Origin of the sequence: Amycolatopsis sp. ATCC 39116 (assembly GCF_000231075.2) — a bacterium.
GTDB lineage: Bacteria > Actinomycetota > Actinomycetes > Mycobacteriales > Pseudonocardiaceae > Amycolatopsis_E > Amycolatopsis_E tucumanensis.
This window is the reverse complement of sequence record NZ_AFWY03000004.1, coordinates 119,684-135,937: the sequence shown is the minus strand read 5'-3', so window position 1 is coordinate 135,937 and position 16,254 is coordinate 119,684. Positions and strand designations below refer to the sequence as shown.

Below are 16,254 nucleotides of genomic sequence, written 5' to 3'. Positions count from 1 at the left end.
GCAGCCTGCCTGGGTGGGCGGCACGGCGGCGCGGCGGAGCGTGCGACTGCGCGGGTCGTGTGGCGGCTGGGCCGGTCGCGCGTCGGTTGAGTCAGTCGTGTGGCGCTGATGATTCCACCAATTGGCGCGGTCTCCTTCAAACGAACCGCCGCCGTGCTCGCCGTGCCCGGCGTACCCATCGCGCCCGCCGTGCCCGGCGCACCCATCGCGCCCGCCGTGCCCAGCGCAGCCGTCGCCACCCCTCTCACCTCGGGATCGCCAGCTTCCGGTCCAGCACGCCGGCCCCTGTGGAGATCACCAGCGCCAGCACGGCGTAGCAAACCCCCGCGCCGATGTACAGCGGCAGCGGCTCCGCCAGCGCGAGGTTGACCCTGTTCGTCGCCTCCGTCAGTTCGACCACTCCGACCGCCGCGGCCAGGGCGGTGTTCATCAGCATCTGGATGGTGACGTTCCCGAGCGGCTGGATGATCGTGCGCAGCGCCTGCGGCAGCACCACCGCCGACAGTGACTGTCCGAAGCCGAGTCCCAGTGCGCGCGCCGCCTCGGCTTGGCCTCGCTCCACGCCGTTCACGCCGGCCCGCAGTGTTTCCGCGTAATACGAAGCCATGTACAACGCGGTCGCGAGGATGGCCGTCGTGAACAGTTCGAACCGGATTCCCACCGTCGGCAGGCCGAATACGAACAGCACCAGCCACACCGCGAGCGGAATGTTCTGGAACAACTCGACGTAACCGGTGCCAAAAGCCCGCAGCGGGCGAACCGGGCAAATCCGGAATGCGGTGATGACCACCGCGAGCACCACGGCGCCAACAGCGCTGAACACGGTGAGCAGCACCGTGTTCAGCGCGCCCTCGGCGAATTCCCCGAGGTGATCGCCCCACCCGGTCACGAGCCCGGGACGGAACCCGTCTTGGGCGGAACAGGCGCGTCACCCGGGATGACCGACCCCAGCGTCTGCTTGTACGCCTCCTGCCACAGCCCCGCGGCCTGGATCTTCTCCAGCCACGTGTTGACGAACCGCTTGAACGTCTCGTCGCCGTGGTGGATGCCGATGCCGTACGGGTCCTGCCCGAAGGTCCCGCTGACGATCTGCACCTTGTCGTTCGTCTGCGCGTTCCCGGCCAGCTGCGTCAGGTCGTTCACGTACGCGTCGCCGCGCCCCTGCTCCAGCGCCGTCACGCACTCCGAGTTCGTGCTCAGCGTGATCACCTGCGCCGGCTCGAACTGCTGGACCATGGCCGAGCCGGTCGAGTTCGTCACCGCCAGCACCCGCTTGCCCTTCAGGTCCTGGGGCTTGGTGACGCTCGAATCGCCCTTGCGCGTCATGATCGCGGGCCCGGACACGAAATACGGCCCGGCGAAGGACACCTTCTCCGCGCGGGCGGGGGTGATCGAATAGGTGTGCAGAACCACGTCGACGGTGTTGTTCTGCAGCAACGCCTCGCGGATCTGCGAGGTGGAATTGACGATCTTGACGTTCGGCCGGCCCAGGATGTACTTCGCCAGCAACCGGCCGAGGATCGCGTCGAACCCCTCGGTCTGGCCGGTCGTCGGGTTCTGCTGGGACAGCAGCGGCGTGTCCAGCTGGCTGCCGATGAGGATCTGCCCGCGCTGCTTGATCGCCTGCGCCGTCGGGCTGATCGCGAGGTCCGCGTCGGACGCCACCGGCGCGCGGTCGAGGAGGCTCTGCTCCTGGTCCGCGCTCCCGCCGCTGTCCGGTACCGCGCCCCCGCTCGAGGTGCAGGCGGTCACCGCGCCGAGCGCGACCGCCGTGAGCAGGACCGCGAGGCGCCGTCGCCGTGTCGAAGCCGTCATGGTGTGGCCGGATCCCTCCTGGAAGTGGAGCCTGTCGCCCCTATCTACTCTCGGTGACGCAAGGGGTACCCGAACGGGTGGCAGTAGATCACGAGGTAAGGCGCAGGATCGTGCAGTTCCAACGGCCGCGTCAAGCCCCTGTGAGGTTCCGGGGGGCACTGTGGGACATTTCCGGGCAACGTGTCACAGGCCTGTCCCGCCTTCCGGATAGTGAGATAGGTAACACTGGACAAGGGCCCTGCGACTGCACGCAGCGTGACGTGCAGTCGCTCTGTTCCTGAGACAGTTGGTGAGAATTCGTCACCGGGGTGACCGCTAAAGTTCGTGGTGAGAGGCATCTGCCCGGCTTCCCTTTCATCCCGGCAGCCGATAGCCTCTACCCCCAATCGGGTGGCCCCGTGTTAACCATTCACGTCCTGGTTCTCATGGCGTGGAACCCGAGCGCGGAAACGCGGAAACTGGACAGCTCGAACCGGGAAGGAAGTCCTCGGTGCCCCAGCCCACGAGCGGGGAGCGCGGTCGCAAGGCAGTGTCCCCGGCGGAGTCGCCTGTCGCGCAGAGTAACGACGTCGGCGCGCAGGACAACGCGATCGGAGCATCGACCGGTGGTGACGGCGGCCGTCGGGTCCGCGGTCTCGCGAACTGGCGCGTCAACGCCAAGATCGCCGCGGTGGTCGCCGTGCCGACCGCCGCCGCGCTGTCCCTGGCCGGCCTGCGCGTGTACGACAGCTTCGACACGATGACCGTCTACCAGCACGCCGAACAACGCATCGAACTCAGCCAGAAGGTCGCCGCCGAGGTCGACGCGCTGCAGCGCGAGCGGGACGCGATGTCGGCCTGGATCGCCTCCGGCCGTCCGGCCGACCGGGCCGAGCTCGACGACGCCATCAGCACCGCGGAGAACGCGGCCGACACCGTGCGCGGCGCGGTCAGCGAGGTCGCCGCGATCAGCGACGACGCCACGTCCGCGCGCTACCAGCAGGGCCTCGCCCGGCTCGACGGCCTGAGCCAGCTGCGCTCCTCGGCGGGGGCCGCGGACTTCCCGAGCCTCGCCGCGCAGGCCGGCTACACCGGGGTCATCGACGCGCTGCAGCTGATCGCCGACGAGTTCGACGCCGACATCACCGACCAGGGCCTGCAGGACCGGCACGAGGCGCTCGGCTTCCTCGCCGACGCCAAGGAGTTCTCCGCGCAGCAGAACTCCTACCTGCGCAGCGCCGCGATCCGCGGCAGGTTCGACCCGGCCGAGCTGAAGAACCTCACCACCGCGCAGTCGAACCTGGTCGCCGCCATCGACCGGTTCAACGCCGTCGCCACCCCGCAGGCCCAGCTGGACTACTCGACCACCCTGTCCGGCCCGCAGGTCTCCCAGCGGTTCACCCTGCAGCAGCTGGCGTTGCTGCGCGCACAGGCGAACCCGCCGCTCGCGCTGGCGATCGACCCGGGCGCGGTCGCGCAGTCCTCGTCGCAGACGCTCGACCTGATCAGCCAGGTCCAGAACCGGCTGCTCGACGACGCCAGGACCTACACCGAAGGGCTGATCAGCGCACAGCAGCAGAACCTGCTGATCACGGTCGCGATCATCCTCGCCGGGCTCCTGCTGGTGCTCACGCTGATGTACGTCGTGGCGCGTTCGCTGATCCGGCCGCTGCGGACACTGCGCTCGACCGCCCTGCAGGTCGCCGAGGTGCACCTGCCCGACGCGGTGGAGCGGATCATGCGCGAGGCCGACCCGGCCGCGGCCGCCGCCAAGGCGATCGAGCCGGTGCCGGTCCACACCACCGAGGAGATCGGGCAGGTCGCCAGGTCCTTCGACGTGGTGCACGGCCAGGCCGTCCGCCTCGCCGCCGAGCAGGCCCTGCTCCGCGACAACGTCAACGGCATCTTCGTAAACCTCTCGCGCCGGTCGCAGCGGCTGGTGGAGCGCCAGCTCGCGGTGATCGACCTGCTGGAGGCCGACGAGCAGGACCCCGACCACCTCGCGAGCCTGTTCGAGCTGGACCACCTGGCGACCCGGCTGCGCCGCAACGGCGAGAGCCTGCTGGTGCTCTCCGGCGCGGGGTTGAGCAAGTCGATGCCCAAACCGGTCTCCGCCGCGGACGTGATCGGCGCGGCGGTGTCCGAGATCGAGCAGTACGCGCGGGTCGACGTCGGCGCGATCCCCGAGGTCGCGGTGCGCGGCCCGTCCGTGCACGACCTGGTGCACCTGCTCGCCGAGCTGCTGGACAACGCCACCTACTTCTCCGAGCCGGAGACGAAGGTCAGCGTCCGGGCCGTGGTCACGCGCAAGAAGGCGCTGGCCATCCAGATCACCGACCGCGGTGTCGGCATGTCGCCCGAGCAGATCGCCGAGGCCAACCGGCGCCTCGCCGACCCGCCGGACCTGGACGTGTCGGTGACCCGGCGGATGGGCCTGTACGTGGTCGCGCGACTGGCCCAGCGGCAGGGCATCGAGGTGCGCCTGCGGGAGAACGAGGACATCGACGGCGGCGTGATCGCCCGCATCGTCGTGCCGCCGGACCTGCTCGGCCCCGTCGCGCGGGAGCCGATGCCCCGGCCCGCGGAGACCTCGTCGCCGAACCTGCCGCCGGTCCCGGCCCAGCGCACCCCGTCGAACCTGTCGCGCCGCGAGCCGGCCCAGGAGGCCGAGACCGGGGTGCTGCGGCCCCTCGACCAGCCGATCAGCCTCGACGACCTGGTCGCCGGCTCGACCGACGCGGCCTACCTGAGCCGGGGCAAGCCGCGTGCCGAGGAGCCGTCGCCGAACGGCCTCACCCCGCCGCAGCCGGAGGAGCAGCCGAACCACTTCGGGTCGCTGGCGCTGCCCAAGCGCGAGCCGCAGTACGTGCCGGTCACCGAGCAGCCTGCGGAGGAGCCGCCGTCGAACGAGAGCATCTTCGACGACGACGTGCCGACGAAGCGGCTGCCGATCTACCAGTCGGTTGTGTCGAGGTGGTTCAGTGCGGAGGGGGAGGACCCCGCCTCGGTGAGCGGCGAGCTCGAGGAGGAACCCCCCGCGGCGGCCGAGGAAGCCCCCGAGGCCGACGACAAAAGCGCCGATCTTTGGCACAGTGTGTCCGATGAGGGCTGGCGCGCGGCGCAATCCCTGCTCGAGTCGCGGGAGGAGGAGATCACTCCGGCCGGGCTGCCGAAGCGGGTGCCGAACGCGCACCTCGTCCCCGGTTCGATCCCGGTGGGCGAGACCGACGCCTTCACCGACACGACCGTCGGCAGGCCGGGGCAGGGCGCGCTCGCCCGCTCCGCCGAGGCGGCGCGGGAACGCATGGCGAGCTTCCAGCGCGGCTACGTGAGTGGCCGGCACGCGCTGCAGGAGAGCACGCCGGGCCCCTATGACCAGGGTGATCCGGTGAGTGGCGGGGGAACCACCCCGCCGGACGAGGCAGTGAGGAGTGAGGAGTGACACGGGCGGGATCGCTGCAGCCGGGAGGCTCCACGCCGCAGGCGCCGCGGAACGGCTTCGCGTGGCTGATCACGGACTTCGTGCACCGGGTGCCCGGTGCGGCGCACGCCGTCGTGGTGTCGGCGGACGGGCTGCTGCTCGCCGCGTCCCGGGGGCTGCCGAAGGACCGCGCGGACCAGCTGGCCGCGGTGGCGTCGGGGCTGACCAGCCTGGCACGGGGCGCGTCGAAGGTGTTCGAGGGCGGGCCCGTGGCTCAGACGGTGGTCGAGATGGCCAACGGCTTCCTGTTCCTCATGTCGGTTTCGGACGGGTCCTGCCTCGCGGTTCTGGGGTCCCCCGACAGCGACATCGGCCTCGTGGTGTACGAAATGACGCTTCTGGTGGATCGGGTCGGTCAGCAGATGACGCCCGAGATGCGGGCACAGCTCCAGGGAGCCGCGCGCGGTTGAGCGCGCCGGGCACGAGAGGGACTGCAGTGGACGGTGGGCAGCCGACGGGCGTGGGCTCGGGACGGCTGGACGACGACGCCGAAACCGCCTGGCCGGACGAGGCTCAGGCGGCGCGGACCGAGGACTGGAGCACGTTCCGGGCCAAGGTCGACCGCGCCTGGCGCCTGCGCCGGGCCGCCGCGGGCGAGAAGCGGTCCAGTACCCTGAGCGACCCGGAGCCACCGGGCTACGGGGCGACCGAATACCCGGAGATCAGCGGCGACCGGTTGCTGTCCGGTCCGGCGGCGGACCTGTTCGGCGACTCGGGCGGGCCGCTGGCCCCGGCAGGCGAGCTGCGGCCCAACCCGGCCGCGGAGAGCCACCCGAGCTTCCCGCCGGTGCCCGCGCCGGTGGCGGCGGAGGAGACCTCCGGTCTGGTCCGGCCGTACTTCCGGACGCGCGGGCGGACACGTCCCAGCTACGATTTGGCGATCGAAGCACTCGTCTCGACCAGCGAGCGGGGACGGATGCTCGACCGGGTGCGGGTGCCCGAGCACCGGTCCATCTGCGGACTGTGCCTGGACACGCGCTCCGTGGCCGAGGTGGCGGCGTACCTGCGCATGCCGCTGGGGGTCGCGCGGGTGCTGATCGGCGACGCCGTCGATCTCGGCCTGGTCCTGGTCCATTCCACGACGTCGGTCGTCGGCGATCGTCCCAGTATCGAGTTCATGGAGAGGGTGCTCAGTGGGCTTCGGAGAATTTGACTCCGACGCGAACACGTCGGCCGCGACGGGACCGACGCAGTCGGCCAAGATCGTGGTCGCCGGCGGCTTCGGTGCGGGCAAGACGACCCTGGTCGGCGCGGTCTCGGAGATCGATCCGCTGACCACCGAGGCGGTGATGACCGAGGCCAGCGTGTCGGTGGACGACACGACCGCCACGCCCAACAAGGCGACGACGACGGTCGCGATGGACTTCGGCAGGCTCTCGCTCGGCGACGACCTCGTGCTGTACGTCTTCGGCACCCCGGGGCAGCACCGGTTCTGGTTCATGTGGGACGACCTCGCGGTCGGCGCGATCGGCGCAGTCGTGCTGGTCGACACCCGGCGGCTGGCGGACGCGTTCCCCTCGATCGACTTCTTCGAGAACCGGAAGCTGCCCTACATCGTGGCGATCAACTGCTTCGACCGGCTGCTGCACCACCAGATCGAGGACGTCCGCCACGCGCTGACGATCTCCGAGTCGGTGCCGATCATCGCCTGCGACGCGCGGGAGAAGGAGTCGGCCAAGCAGGTGCTGATCACGGTCGTGGAGCACGCGATCAACCGGGACCGCGCGTTACAACCGGGGTGATCGGGTAACCGTGCCGCCGGAAGGGTGAATCGATGTGAGATCACCCCGGGCGGCAGGTCGACAGGGCCGGGTTCGGCAATACCCTGGTCGGAATAATCGCAGAACAGGCTCGACCGGTGAGGAGGCACATGACGGCATCGGCACAGCAGTCGAGCGGCTTCGGCTTCGGCTGGCTGATCACCGACTTCGTGCGACGGGTCCCGGGCGCGGCGCACGCCGTGGTCGTCTCCGCCGACGGTCTGTTGCTGGCCGGGTCGCAGGGCCTGCCGAAGGACCGGGCGGACCAGCTGGCCGCGGTCGCGTCCGGGTTGGTGAGCCTGACCTCCGGTGCCGCGCGGTGCTTCGAAGCGGGCTTCGTGAACCAGACGGTGGTCGAGATGGAGCGCGGGTACCTGTTCCTGATGGGGATCAGCGACGGGTCGAGCCTGGCCGTGCTGGCCGCGCCCAATTCCGACATCGGGACGGTGGCGTACGAGATGACGCTGCTGGTCGACCGCGTCGGGATGCAGATGACGCCGGAGCTGCGCAACCAGCTCCAGGGTGGCGTGCGCTGATGCGGGGACTTTCGCAGGGGGCCGGGCGGCCCGCGGTGGATGCGTGGGACCGGCTGCACCAGGGGACCGACCGCGAGGGGATCGACTCACCGGCGCGGTTCGTGCTGACGAAGAAGCCTGTGGTGCTGCCGGTGCGCACGCCGGTGCGGCCGTCGCCCGGCGTCGGACGAGCCGCTTCCCGGACGACTGCCGGCTGGCCGACTGTGTCTGATGCGGATGCCGTGTCGCGGGCCGGTGCTGGTGGGCGGGTTGGAGGCGCTTCGCTCAGTGGGGCTGGTGCTGGATCGCTGAGTGGCGCGGGCGCTGGTCGGCACGCGGGCGTTGAGGCTGGTGGCCGGCGCGCGGGTCGTGACGTGGGCGGCCGGCACGCAGGTTTTGAGGCTGGTGGCAGCCGGGACGCGGGTCTGGACGCCGGTGCCGGCTGGCAGGCTGGTCCCGACGCCGACTGGCCCTCCGGCGCCGATCTGGACGCTGCCGCCCGGACTGGTCTGGAGGCCGGCTGGCCGACGGCCGGTGCCGCGGTCGGCGTTCGGACTGCTGTCGACGCCCGCGGGGCTGGAGTGCCGCCCGCGCAGACGCGGGGCTCGGAACCGTCGGTACGGACGCGGATGATGATGCGCCCGTACGCCCGCACGGGAGGCCGTACCCGGCCGGACTACGAGCTGGCGCTGGAGGCGCTGGTCTCTACCACCGAGCGCGGGCGCGTGCCGCAGGCCGTGACGGGCGTGCAGCACCGACGGATCTGCGCGCTGTGCTCGGAGGCCCGCTCGATCGCGGAGATCGCCGCGTACCTCGACCTGCCGCTCAACGTGGTGAAGGTGCTGGTCAGCGATTTGGATGCGGCCGGGATGGTGCTGATCCACCAGTCCGGGCTGTCCTTCGGGGACCGCTCCTCGCGCGAGTTCATGGACCGGGTGCTCCAGGGCCTGCGACGCCTCTGAGCCGCAGCCGCCCCAAAGAAGGCTCAGTCGTCCACCAGGGCGGCCGACGTGATGCGGTGCAGGGGATACCGCTCATCATCCCGGCCGATCAGGACTCCGCCGCCCACGTGGGTCGGCGTCACGATTCGCTGGCTGGCCGTTCCGTGGGCGTCCACGAAGCCGATCCAGACCTCCCGCTGCTCGCGGTGCGCCCGGGCCAGCAGGGCCATCGTCGCCGCCGTGTCGGAGCCTCCGCCGCCGCCCGGGAGGCGCACCGCCGTGCCCTTGCGGCTCGCCGCGGCCCGGTCGCCCGCCCGGATGTGCGTGACCACCGACGCGGCCTGCTCGCCGGTCAACCCGGTCGGTTCGGGCACCACCCGCCGCGCCGTGCGGGGGCGCGCGGGGATCCGCCTGCCGGACGGGCGCAGGTCCACCACCCGCCCGTCGGGACCCTCGGCCGCCGGCGCGAAACCGGCCGCTCGCAGCCCGTCCAGCACCTCGGCCAGCGGGTACGGGCTGACCAGCACCGTCGGCGCGATCCGGCGCAGCTCGTACTCGCCCGACACGGAGTTGCCCATCACCTCCGCGAGCAGCACCTCGTCGTCGCACCGCAGGAATGACCCCGCCGCCCCGCCGCGCAGCCTGCCGTGCCGCCGCGCCACGTCGTCGATCAAGTACGTCAACGACTGCGGCACCTCGGTGGCCGACCGCTTCCGGAACAGCTCGTGCAGCTCGTCGGCGGTCCGGCCGGTGTCCAGCGCCCGCCGCACCGACGCCTCCGTGATCCGGTACACCGTCGCGTGCCCGGCGGACTCGACGTCGGCCACCGCGGCGATCTCCGTCGCCAGGTCCATCTCCAGCGGCCCCGGCGCGACCACCGTCAGATCGGCCTGCACCAGCACGTACCCGATCGGCTTCGGCATCGCGTCGTACACCGCGTTCAGCGCGCCCGAGCGATCACCCGCGAGCAACGCCCCGCCCGCCGTCGTCAGCGCCCCGAGCGCGATCACGCCCAGCACGGACGCCTCGGCGAACGTCCACCGCACCGCCTCGTCCCGCAACCGCCCGCCACGCCGCGGCGCCCGCCACGCGAGCAGCTCCACCAGGTCGTCCGCGCCCTGCACACCCGCGCCACGCGGCAGCTCGGCCAGCGTGCCCAGCACCCGCCGCCGCACCGACGGCGCCAGCGGCCGCCGCAGCTCGTCGGACAGCGGCACGATCGGCTTGTCCTTCACGTCGCGCTGACCGGCCAGCGCGGGCAGCCGCGGCAGGTCCAGCCACGCCTCGGCGAGGATGACCCACCGCTGCGCCGGCTCGGACGCCAGCCACGAGTCCGCCAGTGTCGTCGGCACCCACTCCGGGCTGGTGCTCTGGCTGTCCGCGACCAGCCCGGCCGCCGCCGCCAGCTCGGCCAGCAGCGTGGCGCGGGTGTCGTCGGTGTCCAGTTCGCGCGCCAGCTTCCGCAGCTCCCGCACCCCGAGACCACCGGACTTCAGCACCGGCGGTGGCTGCTCCGACCACTGCGTCAGCAGCGATTCGGTCTGCCGCAGGAACTCCATCGCCTCACCGGCGGCCGTCTCATCCACTGTGGACTGCTGGTGCGGGCGCGTCGGCAGCTCCGGCTCGCGCAGCGCCTTCGGCGAGCAGATCCGGCCGCCGCGCAAGGCGATCGCCACCTCGCGGGGCAGTTCGACCGTCTCGTCGTCGCGGCGCAGCAGCAGCCCGCGGGCGAGCAGCTTCTGCACCGGCTTCGCCCCCGCGTCCAGCGACGGTTCGGCCGCCGCGTCCCGGGTACGCCCGATGGGCGGGCCGGCGGCGAGGGCACCGAGCAGGCCGCGTTCGTCGTCACCGACCTCGGCGAGCGCGGACTCGACGTCCAGCCCGGGTGCCGACGCGCCGAGCCCGGCCGGGAACGGCCCGGCCAGCTCGCGCGCCGCGGGGACGACGCGGACCGCGTCGTCGTCGCCCCAGGCCAGCACCCGCGACCGCAGCCGGTCCACGGCGGGCCGGACGTCCGCGCCGACCAGCTCGCTGATCGCGGCGAGCGGGACGGCTTCGGTGTCCGCGTCGGCGACCAGCAGCGCGTCGAGCACGGAAAGGGTGAAGGTGTCCAGGTCCTCCATCGCCCTGGCGACCGATCCGGCCGTGCCGGCGCGGGTGGCCAGCACTGTGCTGTCGGACGGTGGCGGGGTCGCCAGGTCGCGCCTGGCCTGCAGGAGCGCGCCCAGCTCGTCGTCGGACGCGGACCGCAGCCAGTCCGCAAGGGAGGTCGCGGGCATCACATCGAGGATACCCGCCCTGACCATCGGGTTCGGGCGGCTGTGAGGCAAACTGGGGACCGTAGGTGCCGAGCACTGGAGGATGAAGTGGCGAAGGGCGACAAGGACAAGAAGAGCGGTCGTATCGACCCCACCTGGCCGCATCTGCCGGACGGCGAGCACCCGGTCACCGAGCTCTCGGCGGACCGCCAGGGCGCGCTGTCGCCGTTCGGGAACGTGACGTTCCCCCTCGAGACCGTGCCGTACGTGCACCCCGAGACCGAGATCAACAAGTAGACAGCAGGGGGTTACTGCCGTGCCGGTTCCCGGCCCCGGGTATTCGATCACCGTTCGTGTCGAGGCGCCGCCGTCGGCGAGCGCCGCGGGCGACCTCACCTCGGCGGTGGGCCGGGTCGGCGGCGTGCTCACCGCGTTCGACGTCGTCGAGTCCCACTCCGACGCGATCGTCGTCGACATCACGGCGAACGTCTCCAACGCCGACCACGTCGAGGTCGTCACCGAGGCCCTCGACGCGCTGCCCGGCGTGCGGGTGCGCAAGGTCTCCGACCGCACCTTCCTCATGCACCTCGGCGGCAAGCTGTCGGTGTCGCCGAAGGTCCAGCTCCGCAACCGTGACGACCTCTCCCGCGCGTACACGCCGGGCGTGGCGCGGGTGTGCCAGGCGATCGCGGCCAACCCGGCCGACGCGCGGCGCCTGACGATCAAGCGCAACACGGTCGCGGTCGTCACCGACGGTTCGGCCGTCCTCGGCCTCGGCAACATCGGCCCGGCCGCGGCCCTGCCGGTGATGGAGGGCAAGGCGGCGCTGTTCAAGAAGTTCGCCGACGTCGATGCGTGGCCGGTGTGCCTGGACACCCAGGACACCGAGGAGATCATCAAGATCGTCAAGGCGCTCGCGCCGGTGTACGCGGGCATCAACCTCGAGGACATCGCCGCGCCGCGCTGCTTCGAGATCGAGAAGCGGCTGCGCGAGCAGCTCGACATCCCGGTGTTCCACGACGACCAGCACGGCACCGCCATCGTCGTCGTCGCCGCGCTGCGCAACGCGCTGCGCGTGGTCGGCAAGGAGATCGAGGACTGCAAGATCGTGGTGAGCGGCGCCGGCGCGGCGGGCTCGGCGATCATGCGGCTGCTCATGCACAAGAAGCCGGGCGACATCATCGCCGCCGACATCAACGGCATCGTCCACCTCGGCCGGTCCGATTTGGACGACAACCTGCGGTGGCTGGCCGAGAACACGAACAAGGACAACGTGTCCGGCACGCTGCACGACGCGCTCGTCGGCGCCGACGTGTTCATCGGCGTGTCCGCGCCGAACCTGTTCGGGGCCGAGCAGGTCGCGACGATGGCGCCGGACGCGGTGGTGTTCGCGCTGGCCAACCCGGACCCGGAGATCGACCCGCTCGAGGCGCAGAAGCACGCCGCGGTCGTGGCCACCGGGCGCAGCGACTACCCGAACCAGATCAACAACGTGCTCGCGTTCCCCGGCGTGTTCCGCGGTCTGCTGGACGCCCAGGCGCACGAGATCACCGACGAGATGCTGCTCGCCGCCGCGAACGCGATCGCCGACGTGGTCGACGACCGGCTCAACGCCTCCTACATCGTGCCGAGCGTGTTCGACTCGGCGGTGGCCCCGGCCGTCGCGGAGGCGGTCAAGGCGGCGGCGCGGAAGTCCGGCGCCACGAGCTGATGAGCCGCGCCGTCGAGGAGTCGAACCGGCGGATGCTGCGGGCCCGCGACGCGATGGACCGCGCTTACGCGCAGCCCCTCGACGTCGCGGCCCTGGCCCGGATGGTGCACGTCTCGGAGGCGCACTTCATCCGCACTTTCCGGGCCACCTTCGGGGAGACGCCGCACCGGTACCTGCAGCGGAGGCGGGTCGAGCGGTCGATGTTCATGCTGCGGGAGAGCGATCGCAGCATCACCGACATCTGCCTCGCCGTGGGGTTCACCAGCCTGGGCACGTTCAGCCGCACTTTCCGCGAGATCGTGGGGCAGTCGCCGTCGGAGTACCGGGCAGCAGGCGCCGGGACGGTGGCGGCGCCCACGTGCTTCGCGATGGCCTGGACGAGGCCGAGCAGTTTCGGAGAAGCCAGGGGCGGGGCCCGCTGATTAGCGTTGCGGACATGTTCAACGCGATCACTCTCTCCCAGATATTCGTGACCGACCAGGACGAGGCGCTCGACTTCTACGTGGGGAAGCTCGGGCTGGAGGTCAAGGTCGACCAGGACCTCGGCTTCATGCGGTGGCTGACGGTGTGCGTGCCCGGCGAGCCCGGGCGCGAGATCCTCCTGGAGAAGCCCGGCCCGCCCGCGATGGACGAGGCGACCGCCGAGCAGGTGCGCGAGCTGCTCGCGAAGGGCGCGACGGGCGGCTGGATCGGCCTGACGACGGACGACTGCCGCAAGACGTACGAGGAGCTGCTGGCGAAGGGCGTGGAGTTCACGCAGGAGCCGACGGAGCGCCCGTACGGCATCGACTGCGGCCTGCGGGACCCCTTCGGCAACGCGATCCGCATCAACCAGCCCACGCAGCCGGCCTGACGGCGGCGCAGGGGCGGGCCGGGCGGCGGGATGGTCGCCCGGCCTGGTCGGGTGGTGTGGGGTGGCCGGTGGGGGACGGCGCCCGGCCTGGTCGGGTGAGGTGGTGTGGGGTGGTCGGGCGGCGGGATGGTCGCCCGGCCTGGCCGGGTGAGGTTGTGTGGGGTGGCCGGTGCGGGACGGCCGCCCGGCCTGGCCAGGTGAGGTGGTGTGCGGTGGCCGGTGGCGGTTGCCCGGTTTGGCCGGGTGGCGGTGGGTGGACCGGGGTGGTGCGGCGGGGCTGGTGGGACGCCCGCCATCGAAACAGACCGGACAGACGTGCCGCTGGCCATGCCCCCGCGGCGCCTGGCGCGGTGCCGCCGGCCCCCTGGGCTGCTCGGACCCCCGTCCGGGGGCGGTTCGCGGGGCCGTGCGGGTGGCGCACTGGGCCAGCGGGACGCCCGTCCGGTCCTGCCACGTGCGGGCCGGACGGTCGCGGCTCGGATGCCCCTTCACTCGGCAGGTGGGGCTCGGCGTTTAGCCTTGTCTCGTGAGTGAACTGAGCCACGTCGACGAGAAGGGCGCTGCCCGGATGGTCGACGTCTCCGGCAAGCAGGCCACCGCTCGGACGGCCGTCGCCACGGGGGTTGTGCACACCACCGCCGAGGTGATCGACCTGTTGTCGCGGGACGGGCTGCCCAAGGGCGACGCCCTCGCGACCGCGCGCATCGCCGGGATCATGGGCGCCAAGAAGGTGCCGGACCTGATCCCGCTCTGCCACCAGATCGCCCTGTCCGGCGTCAAGGTCGAGTTCGACCTCGGGCCCGCCGAAGTGCGCATCACGGCGACCGTCAAGACCACCGATCGCACCGGGGTCGAGATGGAGGCGCTCACCGCCGTCGCCGTGGCGGGGCTCACCGTGCACGACATGATCAAGGCCGTCGACCCCGCAGCCACCTTGGACGGGGTCCGTTTGGAGCGCAAGCTCGGCGGCAAGTCCGGCGTGTGGGAGCGGCCATGAGCAACGACAAGCGCACCGCGCGGGTGATCGTCGCGTCGAATCGGGCTTCGGCGGGGGTCTACGCCGACCACACGGGGCCGGTGATCGTCGCCTGGCTCGCTGAGCGCGGGTTCGACGTGCCGGAACCGCGGGTGGTGCCCGACGGCGACCCGGTCGCCCAGGCGCTGCGTGAGGCGCTCCACGACGACGTGCACGTGGTCATCACGACCGGCGGCACCGGGATCTCGCCCACCGACCGCACGCCGGACGTCACGGCGCCGCTGCTGGACCACCAGCTGCCGGGCCTCGCGGAGGCGATCCGGTCCGCCGGACTGCCCAAGGTGCCGACCGCGGTGCTGTCCCGCGGCGTGGCCGGTGTCGCCGGCCGGACCCTGGTCGTGAACCTGCCCGGTTCACGCGGCGGGGTGAAGGACGGGCTCGGCGTGCTCGACGGGGTGCTCACGCACGCCGTCGACCAGCTCGCGGGCGGCGACCACCCACGCCCGGCCGCCGAAACAGCCGAAACGCCCGCCGCGAAGACCCCGGAAACGCCGACGGTCACCCAGGCGACCGCGCACATCGCGCGGGCCGAGGTGACCGATCAGCCGTTGTCCGTCGAGGAGCACGCGGCCCTCGTGGACGACCAGTCCGCCGGAGCGGTGGTGACCTTCGGTGGCGTCGTCCGCGACCACGATGGCGGCAAGGGCGTGAAGTCCCTGTTCTACGAGGGACACCCGAGCGCGGGCGATGTGCTCGCCCGCGTGGTCGCTCAGGTCGCCGGCCGCCGCAGTGGAGTGCGGACGATCGCCGTCAGCCACCGGATCGGAGCCCTGGAGATCGGGGACGTGGCGCTCGCTTGCGCTGTGTCCGCCGACCACCGGGCCGAGGCCTTCGCCACCTGCGCCGAACTGGTCGACGAGGTGAAGGCCCAGTTGCCGGTGTGGAAGCACCAGCACTTCACCGATGGCACGGACGAGTGGGTCAACTCGCCCTGACGCCTGCGGCGCGGGTGGAACCCGAACCGCCAGGGTGCCGGCGCCCCACCACCCGGGGGATTGCGGTGGGGCTGCCGGACACCCCCAGCGTCACTTCGTGGCGATCTTCTGCCCGACCAGGATCAGGTTCGGGTTCGAGATGTACTGCGAGTTCAGCTCCTGAAGCTTCTGGTAGCCGCCCTCGACGTTGAACTTCTTGGCGATCCCGGACAGCGTGTCGCCGGCCACCACGGTGTAGTCACCGTTGGGGTTGGAGGTCGGAACGCTCACGGCCGGAGCCGGGGTGCTCTTCTTCGGCGTGCTCTTCGGAGCGGTGGACTTCTTCGGCGTGGTGGCCTTCTTCTGGGTCGAGCCCTGGGTGTTCTTGCCCTTGTAGCTCGCCGAAGAACCGGCCTTCTTGCCGCAGACCGGCCAGGCGCCGATGCCCTGGCCCTGCAGGACGCGCTCGGCGACGGCGATCTGCTCCTCGCGGGAAGCGTTCGCCGCGCTGCCGGTGCCGCCGTAGGCCTTCCAGGTGCTGGCGGAGAACTGCAGACCACCGTAGTAGCCGTTGCCGGTGTTGGTGCTCCAGTTGCCACCGCTCTCGCACTGCGCGATGGCGTCCCAGTTGACGCTGGCGGCCTGCGCGGGGGTCGCGGCGATCGCCAGCGGGGTGCCGACCGCGAGACCCGCGACAGCGACGCGGGCGATGTTGCGAGCGGCGGGGGACATCTTGCGGTGCTTGCCTCGGTAGGACATTCCATCAACTCGGCTTTCGCACCGACGGGCCGAAGCTGCGAGGCGAACCCTGACGGGTCCTGCTCCACCCGGCGGGGTCCGGGCGAGCCAATCGGGCCTTCGCGAAAAACGCTCGGGTCCGACCCTCTCCGTCCCTGTCCGGAAAACCTTCTTTCGCTCGGGGTTTGGTCCGGGATTCCGCCGGACAGGGTTTGGCGCTCGGAATCCCGGTGTTGCCTTGGCCGGTCGGGGC

The 16,254-nt window shown here is 71.6% G+C and carries 16 protein-coding genes; 12 read left to right on the top strand and 4 right to left on the bottom strand.

Annotated features, from left to right (window positions below; genetic code table 11):
* Window positions 1–244: 244 nt before the first annotated feature.
* Window positions 245–889: an amino acid ABC transporter permease gene (locus tag AMY39116_RS0306795; protein WP_020416942.1), complete on the bottom strand. Its 645-nt coding sequence runs from the start codon at window positions 887–889 to the stop codon at window positions 245–247.
* Window positions 886–1,815, bottom strand: coding sequence for a glutamate ABC transporter substrate-binding protein (locus tag AMY39116_RS0306790; RefSeq protein WP_020416941.1), 930 nt, complete (start codon window positions 1,813–1,815; stop codon window positions 886–888). The genes AMY39116_RS0306795 and AMY39116_RS0306790 overlap by 4 nt, the downstream gene beginning before the upstream one ends.
* A gap of 490 nt (window positions 1,816–2,305) precedes the next feature.
* Between AMY39116_RS0306790 and AMY39116_RS0306785 the strand changes: the two genes are divergently transcribed.
* The 6 genes from AMY39116_RS0306785 (at window position 2,306) to AMY39116_RS0306760 (ending at window position 8,512) form a co-directional block, all read left to right on the top strand.
* A complete protein-coding gene (locus AMY39116_RS0306785) occupies window positions 2,306–5,236 on the top strand; it encodes a nitrate- and nitrite sensing domain-containing protein (RefSeq protein WP_235716073.1) in 2,931 nt (976 codons plus the stop codon).
* Complete coding sequence (locus AMY39116_RS0306780) at window positions 5,233–5,685, top strand: roadblock/LC7 domain-containing protein (protein WP_017985274.1); 453 nt, start codon at window positions 5,233–5,235, stop codon at window positions 5,683–5,685. The genes AMY39116_RS0306785 and AMY39116_RS0306780 overlap by 4 nt, the downstream gene beginning before the upstream one ends.
* A 26-nt stretch (window positions 5,686–5,711) precedes the next feature.
* Complete coding sequence (locus tag AMY39116_RS0306775) at window positions 5,712–6,428, top strand: DUF742 domain-containing protein (RefSeq protein ID WP_020416939.1); 717 nt, start codon at window positions 5,712–5,714, stop codon at window positions 6,426–6,428.
* On the top strand, window positions 6,409–7,017 hold the full coding sequence (locus tag AMY39116_RS0306770) for an ATP/GTP-binding protein (RefSeq protein WP_017985272.1): 609 nt from the start codon (window positions 6,409–6,411) through the stop codon (window positions 7,015–7,017). The genes AMY39116_RS0306775 and AMY39116_RS0306770 overlap by 20 nt, the downstream gene beginning before the upstream one ends.
* A gap of 128 nt (window positions 7,018–7,145) precedes the next feature.
* Window positions 7,146–7,571, top strand: a complete 426-nt coding sequence (locus AMY39116_RS0306765) for a roadblock/LC7 domain-containing protein (RefSeq protein WP_017985271.1) — start codon at window positions 7,146–7,148, stop codon at window positions 7,569–7,571.
* A gap of 608 nt (window positions 7,572–8,179) precedes the next feature.
* Complete coding sequence (locus tag AMY39116_RS0306760; protein ID WP_020416938.1) at window positions 8,180–8,512, top strand: DUF742 domain-containing protein; 333 nt, start codon at window positions 8,180–8,182, stop codon at window positions 8,510–8,512.
* Between the two features lie 23 nt (window positions 8,513–8,535).
* On the opposite strand, the gene AMY39116_RS0306755 is transcribed toward AMY39116_RS0306760, so the two are convergent.
* Complete coding sequence (locus AMY39116_RS0306755) at window positions 8,536–10,770, bottom strand: helicase-associated domain-containing protein (RefSeq protein WP_020416937.1); 2,235 nt, start codon at window positions 10,768–10,770, stop codon at window positions 8,536–8,538.
* An 87-nt stretch (window positions 10,771–10,857) separates the two neighbouring features.
* Between AMY39116_RS0306755 and AMY39116_RS0306750 the strand changes: the two genes are divergently transcribed.
* The 6 genes from AMY39116_RS0306750 to AMY39116_RS0306725 all read left to right on the top strand — a co-directional run bounded on the left by AMY39116_RS0306750 (window position 10,858) and on the right by AMY39116_RS0306725 (window position 15,284).
* On the top strand, window positions 10,858–11,046 hold the full coding sequence (locus tag AMY39116_RS0306750; RefSeq protein ID WP_017985268.1) for a hypothetical protein: 189 nt from the start codon (window positions 10,858–10,860) through the stop codon (window positions 11,044–11,046).
* Window positions 11,047–11,065: 19 nt separating this feature from the next.
* Window positions 11,066–12,460 (top strand): NAD-dependent malic enzyme, encoded by a 1,395-nt coding sequence (locus tag AMY39116_RS0306745; RefSeq protein WP_020416936.1) that lies wholly within the window; start codon window positions 11,066–11,068, stop codon window positions 12,458–12,460.
* Entirely contained in the window at window positions 12,460–12,882 is a 423-nt protein-coding gene (locus AMY39116_RS0306740; protein ID WP_020416935.1) for a helix-turn-helix domain-containing protein, read from the top strand. The genes AMY39116_RS0306745 and AMY39116_RS0306740 overlap by 1 nt, the downstream gene beginning before the upstream one ends.
* A gap of 14 nt (window positions 12,883–12,896) precedes the next feature.
* A complete protein-coding gene (locus tag AMY39116_RS0306735; protein WP_020416934.1) occupies window positions 12,897–13,313 on the top strand; it encodes a VOC family protein in 417 nt (138 codons plus the stop codon).
* A gap of 526 nt (window positions 13,314–13,839) precedes the next feature.
* Complete coding sequence (gene moaC / locus AMY39116_RS0306730; RefSeq protein ID WP_020416933.1) at window positions 13,840–14,310, top strand: cyclic pyranopterin monophosphate synthase MoaC; 471 nt, start codon at window positions 13,840–13,842, stop codon at window positions 14,308–14,310.
* Complete coding sequence (locus AMY39116_RS0306725) at window positions 14,307–15,284, top strand: molybdenum cofactor biosynthesis protein MoaE (RefSeq protein ID WP_020416932.1); 978 nt, start codon at window positions 14,307–14,309, stop codon at window positions 15,282–15,284. The genes moaC and AMY39116_RS0306725 overlap by 4 nt, the downstream gene beginning before the upstream one ends.
* 90 nt (window positions 15,285–15,374) lie before the next feature.
* Here AMY39116_RS0306725 and AMY39116_RS0306720 read toward each other — a convergent pair whose 3' ends face one another.
* Window positions 15,375–16,022: a transglycosylase family protein gene (locus AMY39116_RS0306720; RefSeq protein WP_020416931.1), complete on the bottom strand. Its 648-nt coding sequence runs from the start codon at window positions 16,020–16,022 to the stop codon at window positions 15,375–15,377.
* Between the last annotated feature and the right edge of the window lie 232 nt (window positions 16,023–16,254).

Coding starts and splice junctions, on each gene's coding strand:
- AMY39116_RS0306740 (WP_020416935.1), top strand. CDS start 12,460: ATGAGCCGCGCCGTCGAGGAGTCGAACCGGCGGATGCTGCGGGCCCGC.
- AMY39116_RS0306720 (WP_020416931.1), bottom strand. CDS start 16,022: ATGTCCTACCGAGGCAAGCACCGCAAGATGTCCCCCGCCGCTCGCAAC.
- AMY39116_RS0306735 (WP_020416934.1), top strand. CDS start 12,897: ATGTTCAACGCGATCACTCTCTCCCAGATATTCGTGACCGACCAGGAC.
- AMY39116_RS0306725 (WP_020416932.1), top strand. CDS start 14,307: ATGAGCAACGACAAGCGCACCGCGCGGGTGATCGTCGCGTCGAATCGG.
- AMY39116_RS0306790 (WP_020416941.1), bottom strand. CDS start 1,815: ATGACGGCTTCGACACGGCGACGGCGCCTCGCGGTCCTGCTCACGGCG.
- AMY39116_RS0306765 (WP_017985271.1), top strand. CDS start 7,146: ATGACGGCATCGGCACAGCAGTCGAGCGGCTTCGGCTTCGGCTGGCTG.
- AMY39116_RS0306755 (WP_020416937.1), bottom strand. CDS start 10,770: ATGCCCGCGACCTCCCTTGCGGACTGGCTGCGGTCCGCGTCCGACGAC.
- AMY39116_RS0306760 (WP_020416938.1), top strand. CDS start 8,180: ATGATGATGCGCCCGTACGCCCGCACGGGAGGCCGTACCCGGCCGGAC.